The organism is Treponema putidum, assembly GCF_024401155.1.
In the GTDB taxonomy this organism is placed as follows: Bacteria; Spirochaetota; Spirochaetia; order Treponematales; family Treponemataceae; genus Treponema_B; species Treponema_B putidum.
In genome coordinates, this window is sequence record NZ_CP038804.1 from 1,633,635 (window position 1) to 1,657,642 (window position 24,008).

Below are 24,008 nucleotides of genomic sequence, written 5' to 3' on the forward strand. Positions count from 1 at the left end.
CGATATTTTTATAGTACAGAAACAAAGCCCATACTACTCCCCAACTCAACCAAAGAGTAAACCAAAATTTTTGTAAAAAGCAGGGGGTCCAAAGGGCGGCAAGCCCTTTGGCAGCGCGGGTACAACCAGCGTAGCTTCGAGGTCAAGAGGGACGGGGTCATAGGGAAAGGGAGGTAACCCCTGCTCTGAACGGGGGTTCCTCCCTTTCCCTAGATTTTAGATATCGTCCAAGAAGCTTTCTTCTTCAATAAGTTCTTTTTCTTCAAGAGCTTGAGCAGCCTCGGCTTCAAGCCTTCGGCGTTCAAGGATTTCGTTCATCTGAACATCCAAGTCGCTCTTGTTTTTATCAAAAAGTTTTATGTCGCGGTACTGCTTCATACCGGTTCCGGCAGGAATTAGATGGCCTATAATTACGTTTTCCTTTAGACCGCGAAGCTCGTCCGATGAACCTGCAATAGCGGCATTTGTAAGAACCTTTGTAGTCTCTTGGAAAGAGGCCGCCGAAATAAAGGAGTCGATATTTAAGGCAGCTTTTGTAATTCCTTGGAACATAGGACGGGCAACGGCAGGCTGACCGCCTTCTTCCTTAACCCTCTTATTTTCTTCGTGGAAGCGGTATTTATCTATCTGCTGGTCAAAGATAAACTTGGTATCTCCAACCGAAACAATCTTTACCTTTCGGAGCATCTGGCGTACGATTATACCCACATGTTTATCATTTATGGTAACACCCTGAGCATCATAGACTTCTTTGATTTCCTTCATCAAGTAGTTTTGAAGAGCGTTCTCACCAAGGATATTTAAAATATCGTGCGGATCAAAGCTGCCGTCACACAAGGGCTCACCGGCTTTTACCGTATCTCCGTCACGGACAAGCATTCTCTTTCCGATAGGAACCAAGTGTTTTACGTCATGGCCGTATTCGTCCCGAACCATAATAGTTCTCTTACCCTTGAGTAAGCCTTTCTTAATGGTAACAACACCTGCAATAGCTGCAAGAACGGCAGGGGACTTAGGCTTTCGCGCTTCAAGAAGTTCCGAAACTCGAGGAAGACCTCCGGTAATATCCTTTGTCTTTACCGACTCTTTTGCTATCTTTGCAAGGATTGCACCTGCCTTAATTTCTTGACCTTCTTCAACCAAAAGCTGAGCACCTCCGGGGAGGAAGTAAGAGTCTTCACCTACGGGGTTACCCGATTCATCCGAAATAAAGATACGGGGCTGCATCTTATCAAAGTGAGCATCGCTTATTCGTTTTTCGACAACACCAGTTTCCTCGTCAGCTTCTTCTTTTAGGGTCGTTCCGGGCAAAATATCCTCAAATCGAACAAAACCGTCATATTCCGCCAAAATAGGATCTGCAAAGGGGTCGAAGGTACCGATTGTTTCTCCGGCCTTTATAACCTCATTTTCTTTTACTATAACCTCGGAACCGTTTCTTATCTCTATTGTCTGATCCTGACCGGTCAAATAGATAATATTATCCCTGACTTCGGCAATGGCTATATTTTCTGAAAGCACTTCTTTTCCGTTTTTTAAGGTATAAAGAGGATTGCCCTTTACTACCCTCGTTCCCGTACTTACAAGAGGTGTTTCACCTTTTTTAAGAGCATATTCGTTTAATACCCTGCTGAAGGTAAATTCTCCCTTTCTTGTAAACAGGAAGTGTCCGTTTTTGAGTATTACATAAGAGCCCTTTATGCCTCTAACGATGATAGAATAATCGTTAAATACGATCCTGTTCTCTTCAACGTTTTTAGAAGCCGTACCGCCTTCATGGAAGGTACGCATCGTAAGCTGTGTACCGGGCTGGCCGATGGACTGGGCTGCGATAATACCTACAGCCTCCCCTATTCGGACAATTCTGTTTCGGGCAAGATCCCGTCCGTAACACTTAACACAAACACCGTGCTTTGATTCGCAGGTTAAAACGGTGCGGAGCTTAACGGTTTCAACACCGGCTTCTTCTATCTTCTTAGCTGTTTCATCGGTAATATATTCGTTTACATCTATGAGAAGCTCTCCCGTAATGGGGTGAATAACCCTTTCCAGAGTGTATTTTCCGGCAATACGCTCGCTCAAGGATTCACGGATTTCGTCTCCTCGTTTAATTGCGGCATATTCTATACCGTTAATGGTACCGCAGTCTTCTTCGTTTACAACTACGTTTTGGGCAATATCGACGAGACGGCGGGTCAGGTAACCGGCATCCGATGTTTTAAGAGCCGTGTCGGTCAAACCTTTTCGGGCACCGTTAGTCGAAATAAAGAATTCCATAACGTTTAAGCCTTCTTTAAAGTTCGATCTAATCGGGAGTTCTATGATGTCTCCTGTAGGTTTGGACATAAGACCGCGCATTCCTGCAAGCTGATTTATCTGATCCTTAGAACCTCTCGCTCCAGAAGTTTCCATCATATGAATAGTGTTAAATCCGCCCTTGTCTTCTTGCAGACGGTTCATAAGAATTTCTTTAAGATTGGAGTTAGTCTTTTGCCAAACGTCAACAACGCGGTTATAGCGTTCTTCTTGGGTTATATGACCGCCCTTATACTGGTTATATATTTCCAAAACCTCTTTGTTGGCCTTTTCGAGCATTCCTGCCTTTTCAGGAGGAATAATCATATCTTCCATACTCAAAGTTGCCCCGAAATATGTAGCATACTTATAACCGACAGCCTTTAGCTTGTCCAAAAGCTGAACAGCCAGCCACGGGCCCTTAGCTTTAAAAACACCTTCTATTAGTTTTCGTATTTTTTTATCGTTTAATGCATCATTTGTAAATGGAACACCTTCGGGCATTTCTTCGTTAAATAGGATTCTTCCCGGCGTTGTCCTTACGGTTTCAATCTTACCGGGCTCCGTTTCATAATCTATTAAAACAGGTTCCTGCCAGCCGACGGCATGACATTCTGCGGCCATCAAAACTTCTGCAACGGAAGAATAGCGGCGCTCTTTTTTACCCTCAGGCAAAGCTCTTTCTTTTGTAAGATAGTAAAGGCCTAAAACCATGTCCTGCGTCGGGAAGACTATTGTTTTTCCGTTTGCAGGGTCAAGCAGGTTTCGGGCTGAAAGCATCAGTGTCCAGCACTCCATTTGGGCAGCCTGAGTCAGCGGAACGTGGATAGCCATTTGGTCGCCGTCAAAGTCGGCGTTAAAAGCCTTACATACTAGAGGGTGAAGACGGATAGCTTTTCCTTCTACCAAAACAGGCTCAAAGGCCTGAATACCCAAGCGGTGGAGAGTCGGAGCACGGTTTAAAAGAACCGGATGTTCGCTTACAACCTCATCAAGGACAGCGAAAACTTCGGCAGCTTCCTGCTCAACAAGAAGTTTAGCCTTTTTAATATTGGAAACGACTTCCTTTTGAACAAGTTTTTTCATTATAAAGGGTTTGAATAGCTCCAAGGCCATCTTTGTGGGCAAACCGCACTGCCAAAGTTTGAGCTCGGGGCCTACAACGATAACTGATCGGCCTGAATAATCAACACGTTTACCTAAAAGGTTTTGGCGGAACCTTCCCTGTTTTCCCTTTAAAAGGTCTGAAATCGATTTTAAGGGTCTATTTGAAGCTCCCTTAATAGCCTTTTTACGCTTTGAGTTATCAAATAAAGCATCAACCGCTTCTTGGAGCATTCTCTTTTCGTTCCTGATAATAATATCGGGAGCCTTTAATTCCATGAGTTTACTCAAACGGCTGTTTCGGTGGATAACTCTTCTGTATAAATCATTAAGGTCGGAGGTTGCAAAGCGGCCTCCGTCAAGCTGAACCATGGGGCGTAAATCCGGAGGAATAACCGGAATAACATCAAGAATCATCCATTCGGGTTTGTTGCCCGATGCTCTAAAATTTTCGACTATTTCGATTCTGCGTAAAAGGCGTTGATCGCTTTTTGCACCTTTTTCAATCATTTTAGCACGGAGCTGGGCTGCAAGTTCATCTAAATTTATGTTTTGAAGAAGGGTTTTAATAGCCCCTGCTCCCATGCCGGCAGTAAAGGCGGCTCCATAGCGCTCGTGAGCATCCCTGTACTCATCCTCAGTTAAAAGCTGCATGGGTTCTAAGTCTGTATCGTTTGCATCTATAACAATGTATTTTTCGTAGTACAAAACAGATCTTAGGGCTGCAACCTGCAAGTTAAGCAAAAGTCCCATTCGGCTCGGTACCGAGCGGTAATACCAAATATGAGAAACGGGAGCTGCAAGTTCTATGTGCCCCATACGTTCACGACGGACTTTAAAATGAGTAACCTCAACACCGCAGCGGTCGCAGATAACGCCCTTATAACGGATTGATTTAAATTTTCCGCAAAAACATTCCCATTCCTTTGTAGTTCCGAATATTCTTTCGCAAAACAAGCCGTCCCTCTCAGGGCGCAAGGTTCGGTAATTGATTGTTTCAGGCTTTTTTACTTCCCCGTAGGACCAAGCCCTTATAGTATCGGGTGAAGCAAGTTTTATCATCAAGCTGTCAAAATCTTGTATATCTCTCATAATCTTTCCCTCTCCTTTCCGTTAAAAGTTAGTACTCGTTTTTTCGCGTTTAATTAGCTCTTCATCCCTTTCGGTTAAAGGAATTTGCTGACCCTTTGCGTCATAGATTGTAAAGTCGAGAGCTAAGCCTCTTAATTCCTGAACCAATACGTTAAAGGATTCGGGGATACCGGCAGAGCTTGAAGGCTCGCCCTTAACGATGGATTCATATATTTTAGACCGTCCGTGCATATCGTCGGACTTGATTGTGATAAGCTCCTGTAATGTGTTGGCAGCACCATAGGCTTCAAGTGCCCAAACTTCCATTTCTCCCAAGCGCTGGCCGCCGAACTGGGCCTTACCGCCCAAGGGCTGCTGAGTAACAAGAGAATAGGGGCCTGTTGACCGTGCATGCATCTTGTCGTCTACCAAGTGAGCCAGCTTTAAAAAGTAGATAACACCGACAAAGACATCGTTTTCAAAGAGGCGGCCGGTTAAACCGTCTCTGAGCTTTACCTTAGAGTTTGTAGGATAACCTGCGGCCTTGAGCTTTGCTTCAATCTGCTCCATGCTGGGAGACTCAAAAACGGGAGATTCGTACCACTCATTCAATTTTAATCCTGCAAGGCCTAGCTCCGATTCCAAAATCTGTCCGACATTCATTCGGGATGGAACGCCGAGCGGGTTTAGACAAATATCGAGCGGTGTTCCGTCTTCCATGTAGGGCATATCTTCTTCGGGGAGAATTCTGGCTACAAGCCCCTTGTTTCCGTGGCGGCCTGCCATCTTATCTCCCTCTCGGAGCTTCCTCTTTGTGGCGATTAGAACTTTTACAACCTCATCTACACCGGGACTCAAGTCATCTCCCTGATCCCTCTTTAAGCGCTGAACATCGATAACCGTGCCCTCAGTTCCGTGGGGAACACGCAGGGAGGTATCACGCACTTCCTTAGCCTTTTCACCGAAGATAGAATTAAGGAGCTTAAACTCAGGGGTTGTATCGCTTTCGCTCTTGGGGGTAACCTTTCCTACAAGGATGTCTCCGGGCTTTACCTTAGAGCCGATCCGTATAATACCTTCACTGTCTAGGTCATCCAAGCTCTTTTCGGACTTATTCGGAATATCACAGGTCATCTTTTCGGCACCCAGCTTTGTTTCCCGAACATCGGTTGAAAGCTCTTTTATATGAATAGAAGTGAACATATCTTCTTTTACAACTCTGCGTGAAATTAAAATAGCATCCTCATAGTTATAACCGTTCCAAGGAACAAAGCCTACAAGGATGTTTCGGCCTAGGGCCAACTCTCCGTTATAGGTTGCAGGCCCGTCAGCTATGGGCTGTCCTTCTTTTACGGCATCTCCCACATTTACGATGGGGCGCTGATGATAGCATGTTTCTTGGTTAGTCCTTTGATATTTTAAGAGAGTGTATTCGTCCTTATCTTCTTTATTTTTTCCCTTTTCGGGGGAGATAATAATCTGATCGGAAGAAACGAACTCAACCTTCCCCGCCCTCTTTGCCTTAATCAAAACGCCCGAATCATAGGCGCACTTTTTTTCCATACCGGTTCCGACACGGGGCGGCTCAGGGAAAACAAGAGGAACGGCCTGGCGCTGCATGTTAGAACCCATGAGGGCACGGTTAGCATCGTCATGCTCAAGGAAAGGAATTAGAGAAGCCGAAACGGATATAATCTGTTTCGGAGAAACATCCATGTACTGAATATCTTTCGGGCTTCTTGAAGTATAGTCTCCAAGTCTTCGGCATGAAACCTGATCCGTATTGATTTTTCCATCCTTTCCTATAGCGGAAGAAACCTGACCTATAAAGTACTTGTCTTCATCCATTGCAGACAAGTATTCGATTTCTCGTGTAGCAACCCCGTTTACAACCTTTACATAGGGGGCTTCCAAAAAACCGTATTCGTTTACACGGGCATAGTTTGCCATAGAAACTATGAGTCCTATATTCGGGCCTTCAGGGGTCTCGATCGGGCACATTCTTCCGTAGTGGGTATAGTGAACTTCACGGACCTCAAAGCCCGCCCTGTCTCGTGAAAGACCGCCGGGGCCTAAAGCGTTAAGACGGCGCTTATGAGTAAGCTCGGCCAAGGGGTTTACCTGATCCATGAACTGGGACAATTGGCTTGCCCCGAAAAATTCTTTGATAGCTGCAACAATGGGCTTAATGGAAATTAAGTCCTGAGGTTTGATGGTATCCATCTCCTTGGAGCTCATCCTGTCGCGGGCAATACGTTCCATTCTGGAGAAGGCTTTTTTTAGAACATCGGTCATAATTTCGCCGACTGACCTAATTCTCCTGTTACCCAGATGGTCAATATCGTCAACACTTTCTTCTCCTATGTAGACCTTGATCAAAAGCTTCATCGTTTTAAAGATGTCTTCTTCAATTAAGGTTGTGCCTTGCACATCATCGGGATAGTCGAATTTTTTGTTTAATTTATATCGGCCGACCTTACCTATATCGTATCGGCGGGCCGTAAAGAACATATTGTGCAGGTCTTCTTTTGCATTTTCGTATGTAATAGGATCTCCCGGACGTATAACGCTGTAGACTGCGTTTAAGGCATCTTCAACTGTCGGCTCATCGTTTACGGCAGGGTCGGGAGTATACTTAATTTCCTCTCTTTCAAAGCAGTTGATGATGATCTGAGAATCCAAAGAATCCTTTGCCTTAAAGTCGATTATCGTTATCTTTTTAACTCCGCTTTGAATTAAATCGTCTATGTTATGGGGATGGATCTTTTCACCGGCTTGATGCATTTTCCGTTTTTCGCCATCCTCACCTTTCACAAAAACATCACGGGCTAAAACTTGACCGATCAGTTCTTCATATTCCGACCTGTCGGCAGATATTTTTGCCGTCTTAGTCTTATAGAAAAGGTCGATAATTTTTTCTCTTGTATCATATCCGAGAGCGCGTAAAAATATCGTACCTAAAATTCGCTTTTTACTGTCTAGCTTTGCATAAATAAGCTCTTTTTTCTGATCTATTTCAAATTCAAGCCATGTTCCGCGGTAGGGAATAATGCGGCTTGAGTAAACGCCTTTTTCATGCGAAAAGATTACACCCGGCGAACGGTGAATCTGAGAAACTACAACCCGTTCCGCTCCGTTGATAATAAAGGTTCCTCTTTCCGTCATTAACGGAATATCGCCCATATATATGTTTTTGCGGCGTATTTCTTTAGTTTCTTTAAAAAATAAATCTATTTCGGCTTTTAAGGGAACAGAATATGTTAAACCCTTTTGTTTACATTCAATTTCTGAAAATTTAATACTGTCATAATCGAGAGAATAGGAAAGATATTGCAAAGCCATGTCTTCATTTATACTTTCTATAGGAAAAGTTGTATTAAAAACCGATTCTAAACCCTCAATATCGGCCTCATCCGTCTTTTTTTCTTTGTTTAAAAATTTATTGTAAGATTGAATCTGAATATCTATAAGGTTAGGAAGTTCCATAAAATTCGGAACATCCTTACCATAATATCTTCGATCTATCTTTTGGCCTCTTGCAAACATTCCTTACCCCCAATTTTATATTTAATCACAAAAAGACTTCCTGAAAATTCATACAGGAAGTCTTAGAGAAAATTTATTGTTTATGATGTTATGCTTCTTTTAAAAAGAAGCATAACAATGTCCGGCTTAAAACCGGTATTTTGCTTATTAAGCAATTTCAACTTCACCGCCGACGGCTGTAATAGCTTCCTTAATCTTGGCTGCTTCTTCTTTAGAAACATCTTCTTTAAGAACTTTCGGAGCTCCTTCAACAAGCTCTTTAGCTTCCTTCAAGCCGAGGCCGGGAATAACGTTTCGAACTTCCTTGATAACACCGATTTTTTTACCGGGATCAGCGAGGCCTTTAAGAGTAACGGTAAATTCCGTCTTCTCTTCTTCAGCGGCTCCGCCGCCTGCAGCTCCGCCTGCAACTACTGCAACGGGAGCAGCGGCTGTTACGCCGAATTTTTCTTCCATAGCTTTGATAAGCTCGGAAAGTTCGAGAATCGTTTTTTCGCCGATTGCTTCAATAATTTGTTCATTTGTTAATGCTGCCATATTATCTTCTCCTTAAATTTAAAATTTTGTGCTTTTAAGCACCTTAAGCAGACAGGGGGCAAGCCTTTGAAGCCTGACTGCTTAAAAATCTTTTCGGAAAACTCCTAAAAGATTCCTTAGTTTTAAGCCTCTGAAGCAGAAGCTTCAGCTTTTGCTTCTGCGGGAGCACCGGCTTGAGCATCACCCTGAGGACCGCCATCGAGGCCGCCCTTATCCACAATCGCCTGTAAGGTACGTACAAACTTGGAAGTTGTAGCATTGACTGTAGACATAAACATTGCAATAAGGTCTTTTTTGCCGGGAAGTTTTGAAAACGCCTCAATTTGTTTGGCATCATAAATTTCACCGTCAACTACCGCACCCTTAATTACAAGAGCCGGAGTATCTTTTGCATATTCAAACAAGGTTTTTGCAGCAAGGTTTGCATCTTCTGAAATCATTGCCAAGGCTGTAGGCCCTGTTAACCAAGAATCTACATCCTTAATATCGGCATCTTCAAAAGCAATGCGTGCAAAATTATTACGTACAACCTTGTATGTGCAAGCATTTTCCCTAAGCTTTTTGCGGAGCTCGGTAATCTGCTCAACCTTTAAGCCTCTGTACTCGGTAAAAATAAAAGCGGAGGAGGCTTTTACATCTTTTTTGATGTTTTCAATCGCTTCGATTTTTTGGCTATTCGGATTTTTTGTTCTTAATGCCATTTTACTCTCCTACCTTATAATCAACCCAAACGCCGGGGCCCATTGTCGAACTTATCGATACGGATCTGATATAGTCGCCTTTTGCATCGGCAGGCTTTTTTCTCATCGTTTCGTTTATAAGAGCCTGTACGTTTTCTACAATTTTGGAAGAATCCATAGAGACTTTTCCTACAGGGAGGTGCACAACCCCGCCCTTGTCGGCACGGAATTCCACACGGCCTTTCTTAAGCTCATTTATAGCGCTTGCAATATCCGTGGTAACCGTTCCTGTTTTGGGGTTAGGCATTAAACCTCTACGGCCGAGAACCATACCCAAACGTCCTACATCCTTCATCATGTCAGGGGTAGCAACGGCAATGTCAAAATCAAGCCAGCCTCCCTTTACCTTTTCAATGTATTCCGTAGAACCTGCATAGGCAGCTCCTGCATCAAGAGCTTCTTTTACTCTGTCATCGGTACAAAAAACCAAAACTTTCTTTTCACCCCTAAACTGATGGGGTAGAACAAGGGTATCTCTAACACTCTGTCCCTTACCAAGGGTCAAACTTACATGAACTTCGACTGTTTCATCGAATTTGGCGTATTTAAGCTCTTTGACAATATCAACAGCCTTGGGAAGCTCATAGGAAGCCGCAGAATCATACTTTGTAATTGCATTTTTGTAATTTTTTCCGTGTCTCATACTAACGCTCCACCTCTACACCCATACTTCGTGCAGTTCCTGCAATGATTTTTTTTGCAGCTTCAATGTCGTTTGCATTGATATCGGGCATCTTTGTTTTTGCGATTTCTTCCAATGCGGCCTTCGAAAGTTTTCCAACTTTTGCAGTAACCGATGCAGCAGAACCTTTTTCAATCTTACAGGCTTTTTTGATTAAAACCGATGCGGGCGGTGTTTTGAGGATAAAAGAAAAACTCTTATCGGCATATACCGTAATAACAACGGGGATAACCAAACCGGGCTCCATGGACTTTGTACGGTCATTGAACTGCTGTACAAACTGAGGCGCACTTACACCGTGCGGACCTAAAGCCGGGCCTACAGGCGGCGCAGGAGTTGCTTTTCCTGCGGGACACTGAAGTTTAATCTGTGTCACAACCTTTTTCTTTGCCATCTTCTCTCCTTCCGGTACAAACGGAGATATCTCTCCTCCCGTAATATACAATTAAAGTGCAGGTAAAGGATACCGCACCTTATTTAAAACTTAAATGATTTCAGCTTGAGACATTTCAACTTCAACCGGTGTAGTACGGCCGAAAATTGCAACCATAACTCTTAACTTATTTTTATCTGCCATAACCTCATCAATAACGCCTGTAAATGAAGCAAAAGCGCCTTCAATGATTTTGACATGCTGTCCTTCACTGAAATTCTGAATAACCCTGATATTTTTATCACCCTTAATTTCACCGGTTTTTTGTAAAATTTCCTTTGCTTCTTCGGAAGAAATAGGCTGAGGTTTTTCATTACCTGCCGTACCCAAAAATCCGGTTACACCCTGAATTTTGCGGATTTCGGAACAAATGTTTTTCCAGCCAAGATCGGGAAGATTCATCTCAACAAGCATATAGCCGGGGAGAAATTTACGCTTAACATTGCGCTTTTTTCCGCTCTTATTTTCTATTACAAGTTCTTCAGGTATTTTTATGTCCGTAACAAAATCTGCAGAAATAATGCCTTTTTCTATAAGAGTACGTATCGTTTTTTCAATTTTATTCTCATAGCCGGAATAGGTATGAAGAATATACCAAGCCTTAGCCATTACTTAAAAAATCCAACCTATGCAAGCTACAAAGAGAGCATCAAGCCCGCCGAGAAAAACAGCTACGATTAAGGTAGAAATCAAAACCACCTTTACCGAAGACCCTACTTCAGAAGCCGTAGGCCAGACAACTTTTCTAAGCTCCCCTATACATTCTTTCCAAAAAGTTCCAATTTTAGCCATAAAAACCTCGTTTTTTTTTAAAATACAGGCCAGGAAGGACTCGAACCCTCAACATTCGGTTTTGGAGACCGACGCTCTACCATTGGAGCTACTGACCTAATTGAACCTAGACCCTGCATCCTAAACAGACACGGGTCTATTCGGTTATTTTATCTTTGTTTCCTTATGCAATGTATGCTTTCGATCAAAAGAACAATACTTCATCAGCTCAAGCTTACCTTGAATGTTTTTTCTGTTCTTAGATGTAGTATAATTCTTTCTTTTACATTCGCTGCATTGAAGAGCTATGAGCTCTACAGCCGTTTTTTTAGCCATTACTTTACCCTCCGCAAAATTCTAGGTCATCGTTTCCGAAAAGCTCCCGAGCAGAATTGAACTGCTGACCCCAACCTTACCATGGTTGTGCTCTGCCGACTGAGCTACAGGAGCAAAATGCCCACAAAATAGGTTCGTGCATTCTATCAAATCAGGCCTTTTTTGTCAATACATTGATATGGAATTTTAAGCTAAATTAAACTAAAATCAGGCATTTCAATAAAAAATGCCTGATTTTAAAAAATAAATCTAAAAAAGTATAAAACCTCTAAAAATTATAAACCTGCAAAACCTTTAAAACATACGATAGTCTTTCCGAATAATAATTTATTTCCGTTTCCTTTAAAAGATTTTTTGCAGCATCTAATTCATGAAAATCGGTTTTACCCTGTTTATAAAGCTCCTCAGCAAGAGTAAAGTATTTTTTTTGAATTTCAAGGGCTGATTTTGCCGTTTCTATCATAAAAAGAGCTTCCTTAATATCTTTTAATCCCGCTTTTTTTTCTTCTTCAATTTTACGCTTTAAAGAATTTTCATCTAAAGAGTTAATTTCTTTTAAAATTTTAAAATTTTTATTCAGTCTAAAATCATCATGCAGAGGAGATAAGTTTATCTTTAAATTCATAGAGACTGACCATTTAATTGAGGGATTATCCTTCCAATAGCCCATAAAGGCTGTCGAAAAAGACGGATAATGATCTTTTGAAGGAAGTACATCTGCACTAAAAGAAATAAACAAGTTGGGAATTCGGCTTTGAAAATTGCTAACCGATTCCATCCATAAAGTTTGATGTTTTAAAAGACTAACCTCGTCCCCGGCAGAGGCTTCTTTTTGAAGAAAAAAGGTAAAATTTTCAAAAAAAGACAGCCAATTGTCGATGTCTTCAGTTAAGTCATAAAAACGCAAGCCCATAGCTTCTATCTCATCAATAAGAGCATTGTAATTTTGTTGCGTTTGAAAAAGTAAAATTTCCGTTTGCCTCATTTTTTTATCCGCTTCGGAAAAGTCCAAAATAGAAAGCTTTCCTTGCGAAACCAAAACTTCATTTTTTTCGGTTTCTTCAATATTCCAATTTTGAACATGTTTTAATAGCTCAACCTTTTTCTTTAAAATTTTTTCTAAGCCGATGGCTGAAAGAGTTTTTAATATCAGCTTTTTTTTATCCAAATCTCTTTCAAGCGTGTAAAGTTTTTTCTTTTTTTGATAAAGTCCGAATTCTTGTTTTACAAAATCAGGCAGAACAGAAGGAGCCATAAACCATAAAGGCATATTTAAACCTGCTATAGAGTTATACTTATACGAATACTCCGGTGTACTATCAAGAAAAACCATGCAAGATTGTTTTCCTATGACATTAAGGTTCATACCGAGCGGAAGTCGTTGGTTAATTCCAAAAGACGAAACAAGATCTAAAGACTTATAAGGTTTATCAAACTTTACACCGGAAACCGAAGTATTTAACTCAGTATACGGAGCAGGGAACCAATTTGCAAATTCCGAAAAATTGAGCCTTTTATTCAGATTAAAGTTTAATTCTATTTTTTTGTATTGAGGATTTTTTTCGATTAATGGGTTTACCTTATCAAAAAATTCTTTTATTCCAACTTCACTATCCGCTTCAGCATAAGCCGAAAATAAAATAAAAACAAAAAATATATCTAATAAAAACTTTTTCATTGTACCTCCAGTCTTTTTAATATAAAGGAAAGAATGGAACCTGTTTCGGTTATTATAAAGGCTTCAGTGTCTAAGCCTGTTTTTAAAAAATGGGGCATACCTTTTTTATCAGACAAGCTATTTCCATTTAATTTTACAAATACGGCATACTCGAAATTTTTTGATCCTAAAAGAACATCGGGAAGAATGGTTTCAATCTGCCCCTCCAGACTGCCGAATTCGCTGTAAGGAAAGGCAGGAAATTTTAGACGGACTTTCATGTCTTCCCTTATCAAACCGGCTTGTGAAGAAGGAAGCCTCAGAACAACTCTAAGGTTATCATTAGAGGCAGGAACAATTTTTAGTATTTCTTGACCGCTAAAAATATTGTCTCCGCAATTTAAAGATGAAATTTCTTGAATTTCGCCTGAAATAGTAGCGTATATGTTAAAAAGTTTTAAATTTTCCATGACCTTAAAAAGCGAGATTTTCAGATTTTCTTTTTGAAGTTCCAAGGTTTCTTTTTCGGTGAGAAGAGAATGAAAAAAAGAGGTTTTATATTGTTCCAAATCACTTTTGTTCTTTTCAACGTTTAAACTAAGGATTTCAAGTTTTTTACTTGCCAAGCTAAAGTTGGGAAGAGCTTTTTCTTCTTCAAGCAGCTGGGAATTTGTCTCTAAAGTTTTTTCCAAATTATTTTTGATTGAAAAATAATTTTCCATACGTTTATAAGCTATTGCTCTTTCAGGCTGTACAAGCATTAAATCTTTTTCCGCACTTTCAATACACATCCGTGCATCTTTAATTTTCTTTTCAATTTTAGATATTAAATCTTCAAGATTCCGCCTTTCTTTTTCAGAGACCTTATCGTCTATGCTTAAAAGAATATCTCCTTTTTCTACATATTGTCCCGAAGTAAAATAAATGTTTTTTACGGTTCCTGCTGCAAAACTTTTTACAAAAGAAATGTTTTCTACAGGACGCACCATCCCTGATGTCCTTATGACTTCTTCTTTTTTTCCGAAAATAAGCCAAAAAATACCAAAAACCGCAAGCAGGCAAATAATAGAAATTACAGAGCTGAAAAAACCGGTCTTTTGCTCTTGTAATACCTCTCCGGTATAGCTTAAATCTTCAATATACAATATCTTTTTCATGCTACAATTTCCTCCGCTCCATTTTGTGTTTCCCACAATTTTGAATAAAGGCCATCCTTTTCCAGCAAATCGGCATGAGTCCCCGATTCAAGTATTTTTCCTTTGTCAAATACAAATATCTTGTCACAGTCTTTAATGGAACTTAGCCTATGTGCGATAATTATAGATGTACGCCCTGAAGTAATTTCTTTTAAAGTACCTAGAATTTCATTTTCAGAAATTCCGTCCAGAGCTGATGTCGCTTCATCTAAAATTAGAATTGAAGGGTTATGTAAGAGAATACGCGCAATGGCTATACGCTGCCTCTCGCCGCCCGAAAGAGTTGTACCATGTTCTCCTACAAAGGTATTGTATCTATCCGGAAGAGCTTCGATATATGAAGAAGCACCTGAAATATCTGCCGCAGCAATCATCCGCCTATAATCGCAGTTTCCTGAACTCCAATTTATATTTTCAGCTATCGAACCTGAAAACAAAAGTATTTCCTGCGGAACATAACCTATGTGTTTTCGATAAGAATCCGTCTTTAAATCTTTTAAATTTATGTTATCGATAAAAATATCACCTTCTTGAGGAGAATAAAATTTCATTAACAGTTTCGCAAGGGTCGTTTTTCCCGATCCGGAGGCACCTACAAAGGCAACTCTTTCCCCGGGATTGATACTCATATTTATATTGCTCAAATTTGTTAAATGCGGATCATAGTTAAAAGAAAGATTTTTTATATCTATTTTTCCTGAAAAACCTTCCGTTTCAATTTTTCCGTTATCCAAATCCTCTTCCGTTGCTTCATCAAAAATTTCTGCAAGCCTCTCAGCTGCAACATAGGCTTCTTGCAGCTGAGGCTGGAGAGTCAATAATCTTGCAAGAGGATCTAAAAAGTATCCGGAAAGAATAACAAAAGAAATCAACTGACCTAAGGACATTGAGCCGTTTAATATATTCAAACTTCCCATCCAATAAATAGCCAAAGTTCCGCATCCTCCGATAAAATTTTGAATACTGTTTTGATAATTCGAAAACGAGCCTAAATTAATTCCTTTTCGAATAGCATTTGCAATTTTAAATTCGGCACGGTCTACAGCCTTGTCTTCGGCCCCTAAAGCCTTGATTGTTGCGATTCCGTTTAAACTTTCTACAATGCAGGAATGTTTTTCTGCCTCGGCAGCAGCTCTTTTTCTAATTTTTGTTTGATAAGGTTTTGCATAAAACCATACAAGAATCGAGCTGATTATAACGGGAATAATAGCTGCAACCAGTAGATTGGAGCCCAATGAAATTAAAAATACGGATCCGAAAATCAGCATAAGAGAATCTAAGACTACGGTTAATGCCGTAGCAGAAATTACCTGCCTTATGGTTCCCGTATCGTTCATCCTGGCAATAATTTCACCTGTCTTTTTTTGAGTAAAAAAACGCATCGGCAGATGAAGCACATGTTCAAAATATCGGTGCACCAAGACCATATCTATTTTAAAACTCATATGCATCAAGAGTTGATTCCGGGCAAGAGCTAAAAGAGTCCTAAACATAACCACTCCTAAAAAACCTATCGAAAAACTTGTGAGAGAGTCGTTTAGACTTGAGCTTAGAACCTCATCAATTAAAAACCTAAAATAAAAGGCGCTTATGATACCAAGAAAAGACAATATAACGCTTGCCGCAAAAATTTCAACACATATTTTTTTATGAGATTTTAAAATACTCAAAAACCTAAACAAGCCCTTTGATGAATCTTTTCCGGAAAAATTATGGCCGGGTAAAACTATAAAAAATACGCCCGTCCACATATTTTTAAAAGTTTCTATGTCTATTTTTTTAGAGCCGCCCGAAGGATCAATTAAATGAACATACTTTGAATCCCATCGATAAACAGTGCAATAAAAATTCTCATTTTCTTTTACTATGTGGGCAATACAGGGCAGAGGAATGTTTTTAGGAAGTTCTTTTGACTCGGAAACAGCTCCGCGGCACGAAAAACCTAGGGTTTCGGCGGCATGAATTATGCCCCATCCCGACAAACGGTTTTTGTTGTGCCGTAAGATTTCCCGTATATTTTCTACTGCTATTGGCTTACCATAATGTCTGCATATATTGGCAATACATACAGCTCCGCAATCATCTTGATTTGTTTGTAAAATAATATTTTTCATATATACCTCTCTATATTTTTTATAGTTTTTTTTTGCAACAAATAGCAAAATTTTAAAAAATAAATACAAAAAAAATTAGAGCTTGAAAAAAAATAAAAAAAAGAGTATCATTATTTTATATATTGGGAGGTGCAATAAACAGTTCGGCACAAATGGTGCCTCTCTGTTTATCTGCCGAGTTTGCCTTTCCGGCAAACATCGCATTATTGTATGCAGTTTGTAAACAAACTGCTTGAAAAAACTTTTTTCAAAAATTTGATAATTTTTTCAAAAACTTTTTATGGGAGGTATCAATGAAAAAAAATTGTAAAATGATCATTATTCTGTCCGCCCTTGTGTTAATTTTGTTTTCCGCCTGTGCATCAAAACAAAAAACACAAGACGCTGAGCCGAAGCCGAAAATTGAAGAGCCGGAAGTTGTCGAAATAAAACCCGAAACTCCGAAACAGGAAACCGTTAAACCTGAAGACCCTCTTCTTGCAAAAATTAAGCTTTTTCAAGGAAAAAACGGAAAAGTAAATCAGGCGAGAAAAAAAGCCATGGATTTGAAAGCAGACAAAGCATATCCCGATTTCTTTAAAACTGCGGAAGATGTTAAACAAACGGCCGACACAGATGCTCAAGCAGGAAACTTAAAAGAAGCTATAGCTAAATACGAAGAAGCTATAATCAGATATGAAACCCTTCGCAATCTTACAGAAGCGGCTAATTTACGAGCCGAGATAGAAACTAACGGTTTTGCCGCATATAACCCTACAGACTATGTCGATGCCGAAAGATATTCGATCAACACATCAGATCATTATCCTTTAGACTATAAAATGGCAAAAGAATCTTCGGAAGATGCCTTACAACTCTATAAAAAAGTAGTAAATAAGGGTTATTTTGAATTTACCAAAACGTCAAAAGACACCGCAAAAGAGTATAAAGATGACTGTGATTCAATCAAAGTAGCAAGAAGCAGAAAAGAAGAATACAACAAGGCTGTAAGAACCTATAACCGTGGAAAATCGGCCGCCGACAGATCAAACTATAAGGAAGCCTACCAGTCGTATAATGAAGCTGCAAAAATCTTTGCAAAACTATACGAAGAAGTAGCTTTAAAACGAGCAGAAGCGGAAAAAGCAATGGCAGAAGCTGCAAAGCGGCAACAAGAAAGCTCGGATTTGGCCTTAGAAGCCGATCAGGAAGCTCCATTGACCGAAACCGGAGAAGGATTTACCGAAGGAGAGCTTGATTTACAAAACCTTTCTACACCTCAGACCGGAGCACCTGTTGAAAACATAAACACACATGGAGATGAGCCTGAAAACAGCCAAACTAGCGAAGGAGGAAACCAATAATGAAAAAGCTTATTACAATCTTAATATTTTTGATGGTTTTAATACCTCTTTTTGCCGTATCCTATGATGACAACGAATATCAAAGAAAAAGCAGGGCTTATACGGAACTTGCAGCAAAGGCCTATGATGAAGGAGATTACGAAGCCTCAATAGAATACTCAAAACTTGCAGAAAGCTATGCACAGCAATCGGCAGACTTTATCCAAAGAATGTTGGCTAAAACCGAAGCCGAACAAGAAATGAACAAGGCCCGCACAAGATTCACTTGGGCAAAAGCGAACGGAGCCGAAGAAAAATATCCTGATGCTTATAAAACAGCGGAAGAAGCCTTAAATGCAGGGGGCATAGCCTTCGATAACGAAAACTACGATGTAGCAGTCGTATGTGCCCAAAGAGTAATAGATGCTCTTTCGGTAGTTAAGGGAAAAGACAACACAGGCCTTGCAGAACTCCCTTCTCAATATAGGGTAAGAACTTGGAGAGGAGAAAAGGACTGTTTGTGGAACATTGCAGCCAAAAAGGAAATATATGGAAACCCCTTTATGTGGCGCAAACTATATGAGGCTAATAAGGATAAGCTCCCCGACCCCAAAAATCCAAACTGGGTAGAACCCGGTATAATTTTAACGATTCCGTCAATTAAGGGAGAAAAAAGATCCGGCCTTTACGATCTTTCAACAACCTATAAAAATTTTAAATAAGAAATTAAAAGAGCCTCCAAACTTTAAAATGTTCTGGAGGCTTTCCTACAAGAGATTTTATCGACAACTTTATTAAGAACCCATTACTGTTCTTACATCGGTAATCTCATATCCCATCTCAGTTAAAACATCAATTAAAAGCTGCAAACTATAGTAAAGATAATCGCCTCTACTTGAAAGAGCTTTACCTATGCGTATGGGAATTATGGAGCCAGGCTGAACCGAATCAGCTATATCCTCAATCAGCTCCGCAGAAGACTTATAAAGGGACGGTACGGTCAATTTTTCATCGGCACTAAGCCAATCGGCCACACGCACATCCGGTGAAATAAAAACATAGCCTGCACTTTTTCCTGCATTTACAATGAGAGAAGAAGAAATATAATGAGGGGTATGCCAAATAAGAGAAAGCTCGGAACCTGTGAGAGAATAAAAATTATCTTCATTTCGGGCAAGTCCCTGCTTTATAAAATTATCATCTATTCTATAACCCGTATCGTTTAAATTCCATGTGGTAAAAAAGAGCGAACCGCACTGGTGTCCGCTTTTTACAATCTCTTTTACGGCATTGGGGTTTTGCCTCATGGCTTCTCCGTTTATAAAAAAAGTTGAATTTATATTATTCTTTTTTAAGGTATAAAGAATACTCGCAATTCCGTCCATATCGTCCATGGCATCAAATACCAAGGCAACACGTTTTTTTCCGTTCCGGCTTCCATGCGAAAAAACGGAAGAAGAATTGAGACTCTCAAACGAAGATTTTTTTTGAGCCGTATCCCGATCCCGTAAAAAGCCTCCGTCTTCCAACAACGGGCGCGTTATAAAATCTTTAAGGCGGCGGATATAAATCATATTTGAAAAATAGCCCGAATTTGAATCTATATAAATTCTATCTGAAAGATTTGTGTTTTTCTTTTGCATAATTTTTTTTGGAGAAAGTGTCCATGTTAAATTTGAAATGTATTGCAAAATTTCTACACTATCGGAGGCCGAAAGCTCACTATCGGGCTCATCATTAGGGCTGCTTTTTAAACTTATTAAAATTTCCTTGCCTGAATCCGACCAGCTATAATCCTGCATAGCCGAAACGGAAATTTTTTTTTTACTTATGTCCGAAAAGCTATCCTTAAAACTATACTCGTAAATATAATTTTCACCACCTAAAAAAACGGTAAAGTTATTTTTCCAAACAGCCGAAAAGATTTTTTCATCGGAAAAAACATTTATCTTTTTCCATGAAGAGCCTCCGGTTTCTTCCGTATGTGAAGTATCATAAAAAACTATGCCCTCATCTTCCTTAAAAGCGGCAACTTCAAAATTAGGAGAGGCTGCTAAAAACGAGCTTTTTTCTAAAATGGGAATCCTTTCAAAACTTGAAGAAGAAGGAGGAATTTGCCATGCCCTTAAAATTTTTGCTCCGCCTTCAAGGCCTTCGGCAAAAACAATCGGAGAATTATCTTTCCAATGAACATAGACTTCAGCAGTATTCCCCGGAAGCAATAAATAAGGAATAGAGTCTGAGGAGTAAACATTTATATAATCGTCCCCATCCAGTTTAATATGGTAAACATTTCTTTTGTCTTTAACAAAAACGGCGGTCTTACCGTCAGGTGCTATAAAAATGGAATCAAAGGTCTGAGAAAAATCCGAAGGTATTTTTGCCGCAAGTTTTCCTGTCGAAAATAATGGAGCGTAAAAAGCCTTTGTAAAAAGCTCTATAGAGGAAGCCTTATAAAGGGCATTCCCCGATAAAAAAACAAATTCCGAGGAAGAAATCCATTTTAAATTTTTTATTTTGCCTTGAGAAAGTTTTCTAAAATTCTTATCGGGAAAAGAAGCTGCAGAAAACCATTCAGGCCGTGCAAAATAGATTATCGAATCGTCTTCATACAAAATAATTTTTGAATCAGGCGACCAGGATACGGGAAGATCATTTCGGACGGTTTTGTTACTCAATATATATCTTCGGCCCGTATGGGTGTCAACCAGTACGAGCCGACCGAAAACAAGGGATTCAGGCTCTACCAATGTAAGCCATCTTCCGTCAGGGCTTGATTTTATATTGTTAAAAGCTCCTATCTTTGACGAATTGGATGCTGAAAGAGGTTCAAAATCCGAATTAAAATCAACAGCCCCGGAATTAAGATCAAGCCTTATAATACCGAAGCGGTTTGAAACTTGTAAAAATTTATTGTTCCCTAAAAGCTGCAACTTTTCGGGAAAAAATGTAAGCTGTTCTATTTTATTTTTTTCATGTGAATACTTAAAAAGAGTTTTATATGAATAGTCGTCACAAGCATTCGTTTTGATCTCGAATAAAATATCTCCTTCATTATTTATATCGGCAGATTCAAAAGAAAGCTCGGGATGAAGACTTAATAAGCTAAAAAAAACAAAGCAAACCGATAAGATAAATTTTGATTTTTCTTTCATAAAAAACTCCGTCAATTTTCCGTCAATATATTTGAATGGGTGTTAATAATATAAGTCAACTCTTCTTCAAGTTTTTCCAAGGATTCCTCCATTTCGGTTATCTTCCTTATTGCAATTTTTTTTTGAATTTCACCTATTTTGCCGAAAACTTCGTCTATTTCTTTGCGGTCTTCACCGGCCATTGCTTTGTTCATTTTAATCACTCCTTTTTAAGAAATCAGAGCAGTTATATTCTTTCGGAATTCACCGGACGTAATTTCCCCATTGATAAAACTTTTTATCTCCTGTTTTATCCTCATAGGAAAACGGCTCCAATATTTTTCAGTCCAATTCCCCATAGTAGTTTTTAACTCATCGTTTTCTTTTGCACTCATTTCGCCTATACTGTAAGAAACAAATTGCAAAATCATTCCGTATAATACATCGGCAGGAATGCCGTCAACTTTTCCGTTTTTTGCAAGACTTTTTATAGTTCCGTCATAGGAACCTTGTTCGGGAATCCAAGAGTCGATAAGAGCCTTCATCTGATCCTCAGAAAGTTCCGGAGCTTCCTTTAAAAGCATATCGGCCGCAAAATCACGGAAAGTGTGACGTACGCCTTCAAGACTTGACTGAATCGACTTGTTGATGGATTCGGACATTTGCTTTGCCATATTTTCCGGATTTATAGCTGCAAGGGGACTTGAAGCTGAAGCCTCATTTCTTTTCCGTTCCAAGGCAGCTGCAATCACCTCTATTTCCCTTTCCCCGGCCCTATTTAGGATATAATCAACGGCAGCAAAAAGCTCCCGCTCCTTATTTTGCATATCATTAGCCATGTCTTTTATTATACATCTTTTTTAAGGCTTTGAAAAGAGATGATTTTCCATATAAATCAACACCCCCGATGCAAGCATTACCGAGAAATGGCGGATATTAACCGCACGAATACAATTCCATCCTCTTGCCTTTTTACCGATAATTTATTACTTTTTAAAACATATTGATTTAATATTACATTTTTAAATACCCCTTTGCGGTTTATTTTGATATAATATGCACTTTCTCATTTCATTACGAAAGTGCGTAAAAAAACAATGCTCGGGATTTGAAAATCCCTCAAGCTTATTTTTTTTGGAGGTTGATATGGCACAGTACAAGTTTGAAACTGAAGTGAACCAGCTTTTGTCGCTCATTATTCATTCGCTTTATTCAAACAAGGAAATCTTTTTAAGGGAGCTTGTCTCAAATGCTTCGGATGCATTAGACAAGTTAAAGTATTTGACCCTTTCCGATGAGGCTTATAAGCAGATTAAATTCGAGCCCAGAATCGATATCTGTTTTGACGACACAGCCAATACGCTTACCATACGGGATACTGGCTTGGGTATGAACGAGGAAGATCTAAAAAATAATTTGGGAACGATAGCAAGATCCGGAACAAAGGCTTTTTTAGATCAGCTTGCAGCGGCCGATAAAAAAGATTCCAATCTTATAGGGCAATTCGGTGTAGGCTTTTATTCGGCCTTTATGGCAGCATCTACCATCGACGTTATTTCCAAAAAAGCAGGTGAAAGCAATGTTTGGAAATGGACTTCGGACGGAAAGGGTTCCTACGATCTGGAAAAGGTTGACGATACGGCCTTCCCCATAATAGATGATGTGCCCGAAGGAGCAAACGGAACCTGCGTTATCCTTCACCTAAACAATGAAGATTCGGAATATGCTACTCGATGGCGTATCGAAGAAATAATTAAAACCTATTCCGACCACATCGCATTCCCAATCTATCTTCATTTTACCGAAAAGCAATATGACGATAAGGGTAAAGTAAAATCGGAAACCTTTAAAACCGAACAGATAAACGATGCCGGAGCTCTTTGGCAAAGACCAAAATCGGAATTAAAAGAAGAAGATTATTTTAACTTTTATAAATCCCTTTCACACGATTCCCAAGACCCTCTCCTTTATGTACACACAAAGGCGGAAGGAACTCAAGAATACACAACCCTCTTTTATGTTCCGTCGAAAGCACCCTTCGATATGTTCCATGCGGATTATAAACCGGGCGTTAAGCTATTCGTAAAGAGGGTCTTTATTACGGATGATGAAAAAGAACTTTTGCCCACGTACCTCCGTTTTGTAAGAGGTGTTATAGACAGTGAAGATTTACCCCTAAACGTAAGCCGCGAAATTTTACAGCAAAATAGAATTCTTTCAAGCATAAAAAATGCTTCGGTAAAAAGACTTTTAGGAGAGTTTAAAAAGCTCGCCGAAAACGACAAAGAAAAATACAATAAATTCGTAAGCGAATTTAACCGCCCTTTAAAGGAAGGCTTGTACAGCGACTATGAACATAGAGAAGAACTAGCCGACTTGGTACGCTTTAAAACGACTTCACCTGAAGTAAAAGAGGACGAGTGGACGAGCTTTGCTGATTATGTTTCAAGAATGAAAAGCGATCAAAAAGCTATCTACTACATCACAGGTGAAGACGAAAAGACCTTGCGCCAATCTCCTCATCTTGAAGTCTACAAGCAAAAAGGATTTGAAGTTTTAATTATGCCCGATGAGATTGACGATATAGTTATCCCTTCATTGGGAAAATACAAGGAATGGGAATTAAAAGCGGCAAACAGAGCCGGTTCCGATAAGGAGCTTAATACCGAAGAAGAAACTAAGGAAGCTGAAAAAAAAGAAAAGGACTTTAAGCCCGTACTCGAAAAGATTAAAGAGGTTCTCGGCGATAAAGTAAAAGAGGTACGCTTTTCAAAACGGCTTTCCGATTCTCCTTCATGTATAGTAGTGGACGAAACCGATCCCAGTTTGCAGATGGAAAGGATGATGAAGGCAATGGGGCAGTTTAATACGAGTTCCGTAAAACCGATTTTGGAAGTAAATGCCGACCATCCCTTAGTTCAAAAATTAAAGGATTCGGAAGATAAAGAATTTGTAGAAGATATGTCTAACCTCCTTTTAGAACAAGCGCTTTTGGTCGAAAGCGGAGAGCTAAAGGCTCCAGTGGATTTTGTAAAGAGGCTTAATAGGCTGATGACAAATTTAAAATAGA

At 39.7% G+C, this 24,008-nt stretch carries 18 protein-coding genes and 2 tRNA genes; 3 read left to right on the forward strand and 17 right to left on the reverse strand.

The window, feature by feature from the left end; translation table 11 throughout:
* Positions 1 to 216: 216 nt before the first annotated feature.
* The 14 genes from rpoC to E4N74_RS07705 form a co-directional block, all read right to left on the reverse strand.
* On the reverse strand, positions 217 to 4,491 hold the full coding sequence (gene rpoC, locus E4N74_RS07640) for a DNA-directed RNA polymerase subunit beta' (protein ID WP_255817160.1): 4,275 nt from the start codon (positions 4,489 to 4,491) through the stop codon (positions 217 to 219).
* A 21-nt stretch (positions 4,492 to 4,512) separates the two neighbouring features.
* On the reverse strand, positions 4,513 to 8,016 hold the full coding sequence (gene rpoB / locus E4N74_RS07645; RefSeq protein ID WP_044977396.1) for a DNA-directed RNA polymerase subunit beta: 3,504 nt from the start codon (positions 8,014 to 8,016) through the stop codon (positions 4,513 to 4,515).
* A gap of 147 nt (positions 8,017 to 8,163) precedes the next feature.
* Positions 8,164 to 8,553, reverse strand: coding sequence for a 50S ribosomal protein L7/L12 (rplL, locus tag E4N74_RS07650; protein ID WP_255817161.1), 390 nt, complete (start codon positions 8,551 to 8,553; stop codon positions 8,164 to 8,166).
* Positions 8,554 to 8,675: 122 nt separating this feature from the next.
* Complete coding sequence (gene rplJ / locus E4N74_RS07655; protein WP_044977398.1) at positions 8,676 to 9,254, reverse strand: 50S ribosomal protein L10; 579 nt, start codon at positions 9,252 to 9,254, stop codon at positions 8,676 to 8,678.
* Between the two features lies 1 nt (position 9,255).
* Positions 9,256 to 9,936, reverse strand: coding sequence for a 50S ribosomal protein L1 (rplA, locus tag E4N74_RS07660; RefSeq protein ID WP_044977400.1), 681 nt, complete (start codon positions 9,934 to 9,936; stop codon positions 9,256 to 9,258).
* A gap of 1 nt (position 9,937) precedes the next feature.
* Positions 9,938 to 10,369 (reverse strand): 50S ribosomal protein L11, encoded by a 432-nt coding sequence (rplK, locus tag E4N74_RS07665; RefSeq protein ID WP_044977401.1) that lies wholly within the window; start codon positions 10,367 to 10,369, stop codon positions 9,938 to 9,940.
* A gap of 90 nt (positions 10,370 to 10,459) precedes the next feature.
* Entirely contained in the window at positions 10,460 to 11,017 is a 558-nt protein-coding gene (gene nusG / locus E4N74_RS07670) for a transcription termination/antitermination protein NusG (RefSeq protein WP_044977403.1), read from the reverse strand.
* Positions 11,018 to 11,020: 3 nt separating this feature from the next.
* Positions 11,021 to 11,200: a preprotein translocase subunit SecE gene (gene secE / locus E4N74_RS07675; protein WP_044979646.1), complete on the reverse strand. Its 180-nt coding sequence runs from the start codon at positions 11,198 to 11,200 to the stop codon at positions 11,021 to 11,023.
* A gap of 25 nt (positions 11,201 to 11,225) precedes the next feature.
* A tRNA-Trp gene (locus E4N74_RS07680) sits at positions 11,226 to 11,298 on the reverse strand.
* A gap of 46 nt (positions 11,299 to 11,344) precedes the next feature.
* Entirely contained in the window at positions 11,345 to 11,515 is a 171-nt protein-coding gene (gene rpmG / locus E4N74_RS07685) for a 50S ribosomal protein L33 (RefSeq protein WP_044977405.1), read from the reverse strand.
* 41 nt (positions 11,516 to 11,556) lie between these two features.
* Positions 11,557 to 11,629: transfer RNA gene (locus tag E4N74_RS07690), tRNA-Thr, on the reverse strand.
* Positions 11,630 to 11,783: 154 nt separating this feature from the next.
* Positions 11,784 to 13,193 carry a TolC family protein gene (locus tag E4N74_RS07695; protein WP_044977407.1) on the reverse strand — a complete coding sequence of 470 codons (1,410 nt, stop codon included), beginning with the start codon at positions 13,191 to 13,193 and terminating at the stop codon, positions 11,784 to 11,786.
* A complete protein-coding gene (locus E4N74_RS07700) occupies positions 13,190 to 14,329 on the reverse strand; it encodes an HlyD family secretion protein (RefSeq protein ID WP_044977409.1) in 1,140 nt (379 codons plus the stop codon). The genes E4N74_RS07695 and E4N74_RS07700 overlap by 4 nt, the downstream gene beginning before the upstream one ends.
* The gene (locus E4N74_RS07705; protein ID WP_255817162.1) at positions 14,326 to 16,482 is read right to left on the reverse strand and encodes a peptidase domain-containing ABC transporter; all 2,157 of its coding nucleotides are present in this window, start codon (positions 16,480 to 16,482) and stop codon (positions 14,326 to 14,328) included. Before E4N74_RS07705 ends, E4N74_RS07700 begins: the two co-directional genes overlap by 4 nt.
* A gap of 293 nt (positions 16,483 to 16,775) precedes the next feature.
* Here E4N74_RS07705 and E4N74_RS07710 point away from each other — a divergent pair, with 293 nt between their 5' ends.
* Positions 16,776 to 17,825 (forward strand): hypothetical protein, encoded by a 1,050-nt coding sequence (locus tag E4N74_RS07710; RefSeq protein ID WP_044977413.1) that lies wholly within the window; start codon positions 16,776 to 16,778, stop codon positions 17,823 to 17,825.
* Positions 17,825 to 18,526, forward strand: coding sequence for a hypothetical protein (locus E4N74_RS07715; protein ID WP_255817163.1), 702 nt, complete (start codon positions 17,825 to 17,827; stop codon positions 18,524 to 18,526). The genes E4N74_RS07710 and E4N74_RS07715 overlap by 1 nt, the downstream gene beginning before the upstream one ends.
* 72 nt (positions 18,527 to 18,598) lie before the next feature.
* On the opposite strand, the gene E4N74_RS07720 is transcribed toward E4N74_RS07715, so the two are convergent.
* Genes E4N74_RS07720 through E4N74_RS07730 form a run of 3 tightly spaced genes read right to left on the reverse strand, consistent with a single transcriptional unit; the run spans position 18,599 to position 21,777 of the window.
* Complete coding sequence (locus tag E4N74_RS07720) at positions 18,599 to 20,959, reverse strand: polysaccharide deacetylase family protein (RefSeq protein ID WP_255804853.1); 2,361 nt, start codon at positions 20,957 to 20,959, stop codon at positions 18,599 to 18,601.
* Positions 20,960 to 20,970: 11 nt separating this feature from the next.
* Positions 20,971 to 21,153, reverse strand: coding sequence for a hypothetical protein (locus E4N74_RS07725; protein WP_044977417.1), 183 nt, complete (start codon positions 21,151 to 21,153; stop codon positions 20,971 to 20,973).
* A gap of 15 nt (positions 21,154 to 21,168) precedes the next feature.
* A complete protein-coding gene (locus E4N74_RS07730; RefSeq protein WP_255804855.1) occupies positions 21,169 to 21,777 on the reverse strand; it encodes a hypothetical protein in 609 nt (202 codons plus the stop codon).
* Between the two features lie 307 nt (positions 21,778 to 22,084).
* On the opposite strand from E4N74_RS07730, the gene htpG reads away from it, so the two are divergent.
* The gene (gene htpG, locus E4N74_RS07735; RefSeq protein ID WP_044979647.1) at positions 22,085 to 24,007 is read left to right on the forward strand and encodes a molecular chaperone HtpG; all 1,923 of its coding nucleotides are present in this window, start codon (positions 22,085 to 22,087) and stop codon (positions 24,005 to 24,007) included.
* Position 24,008 lies beyond the last annotated feature (1 nt).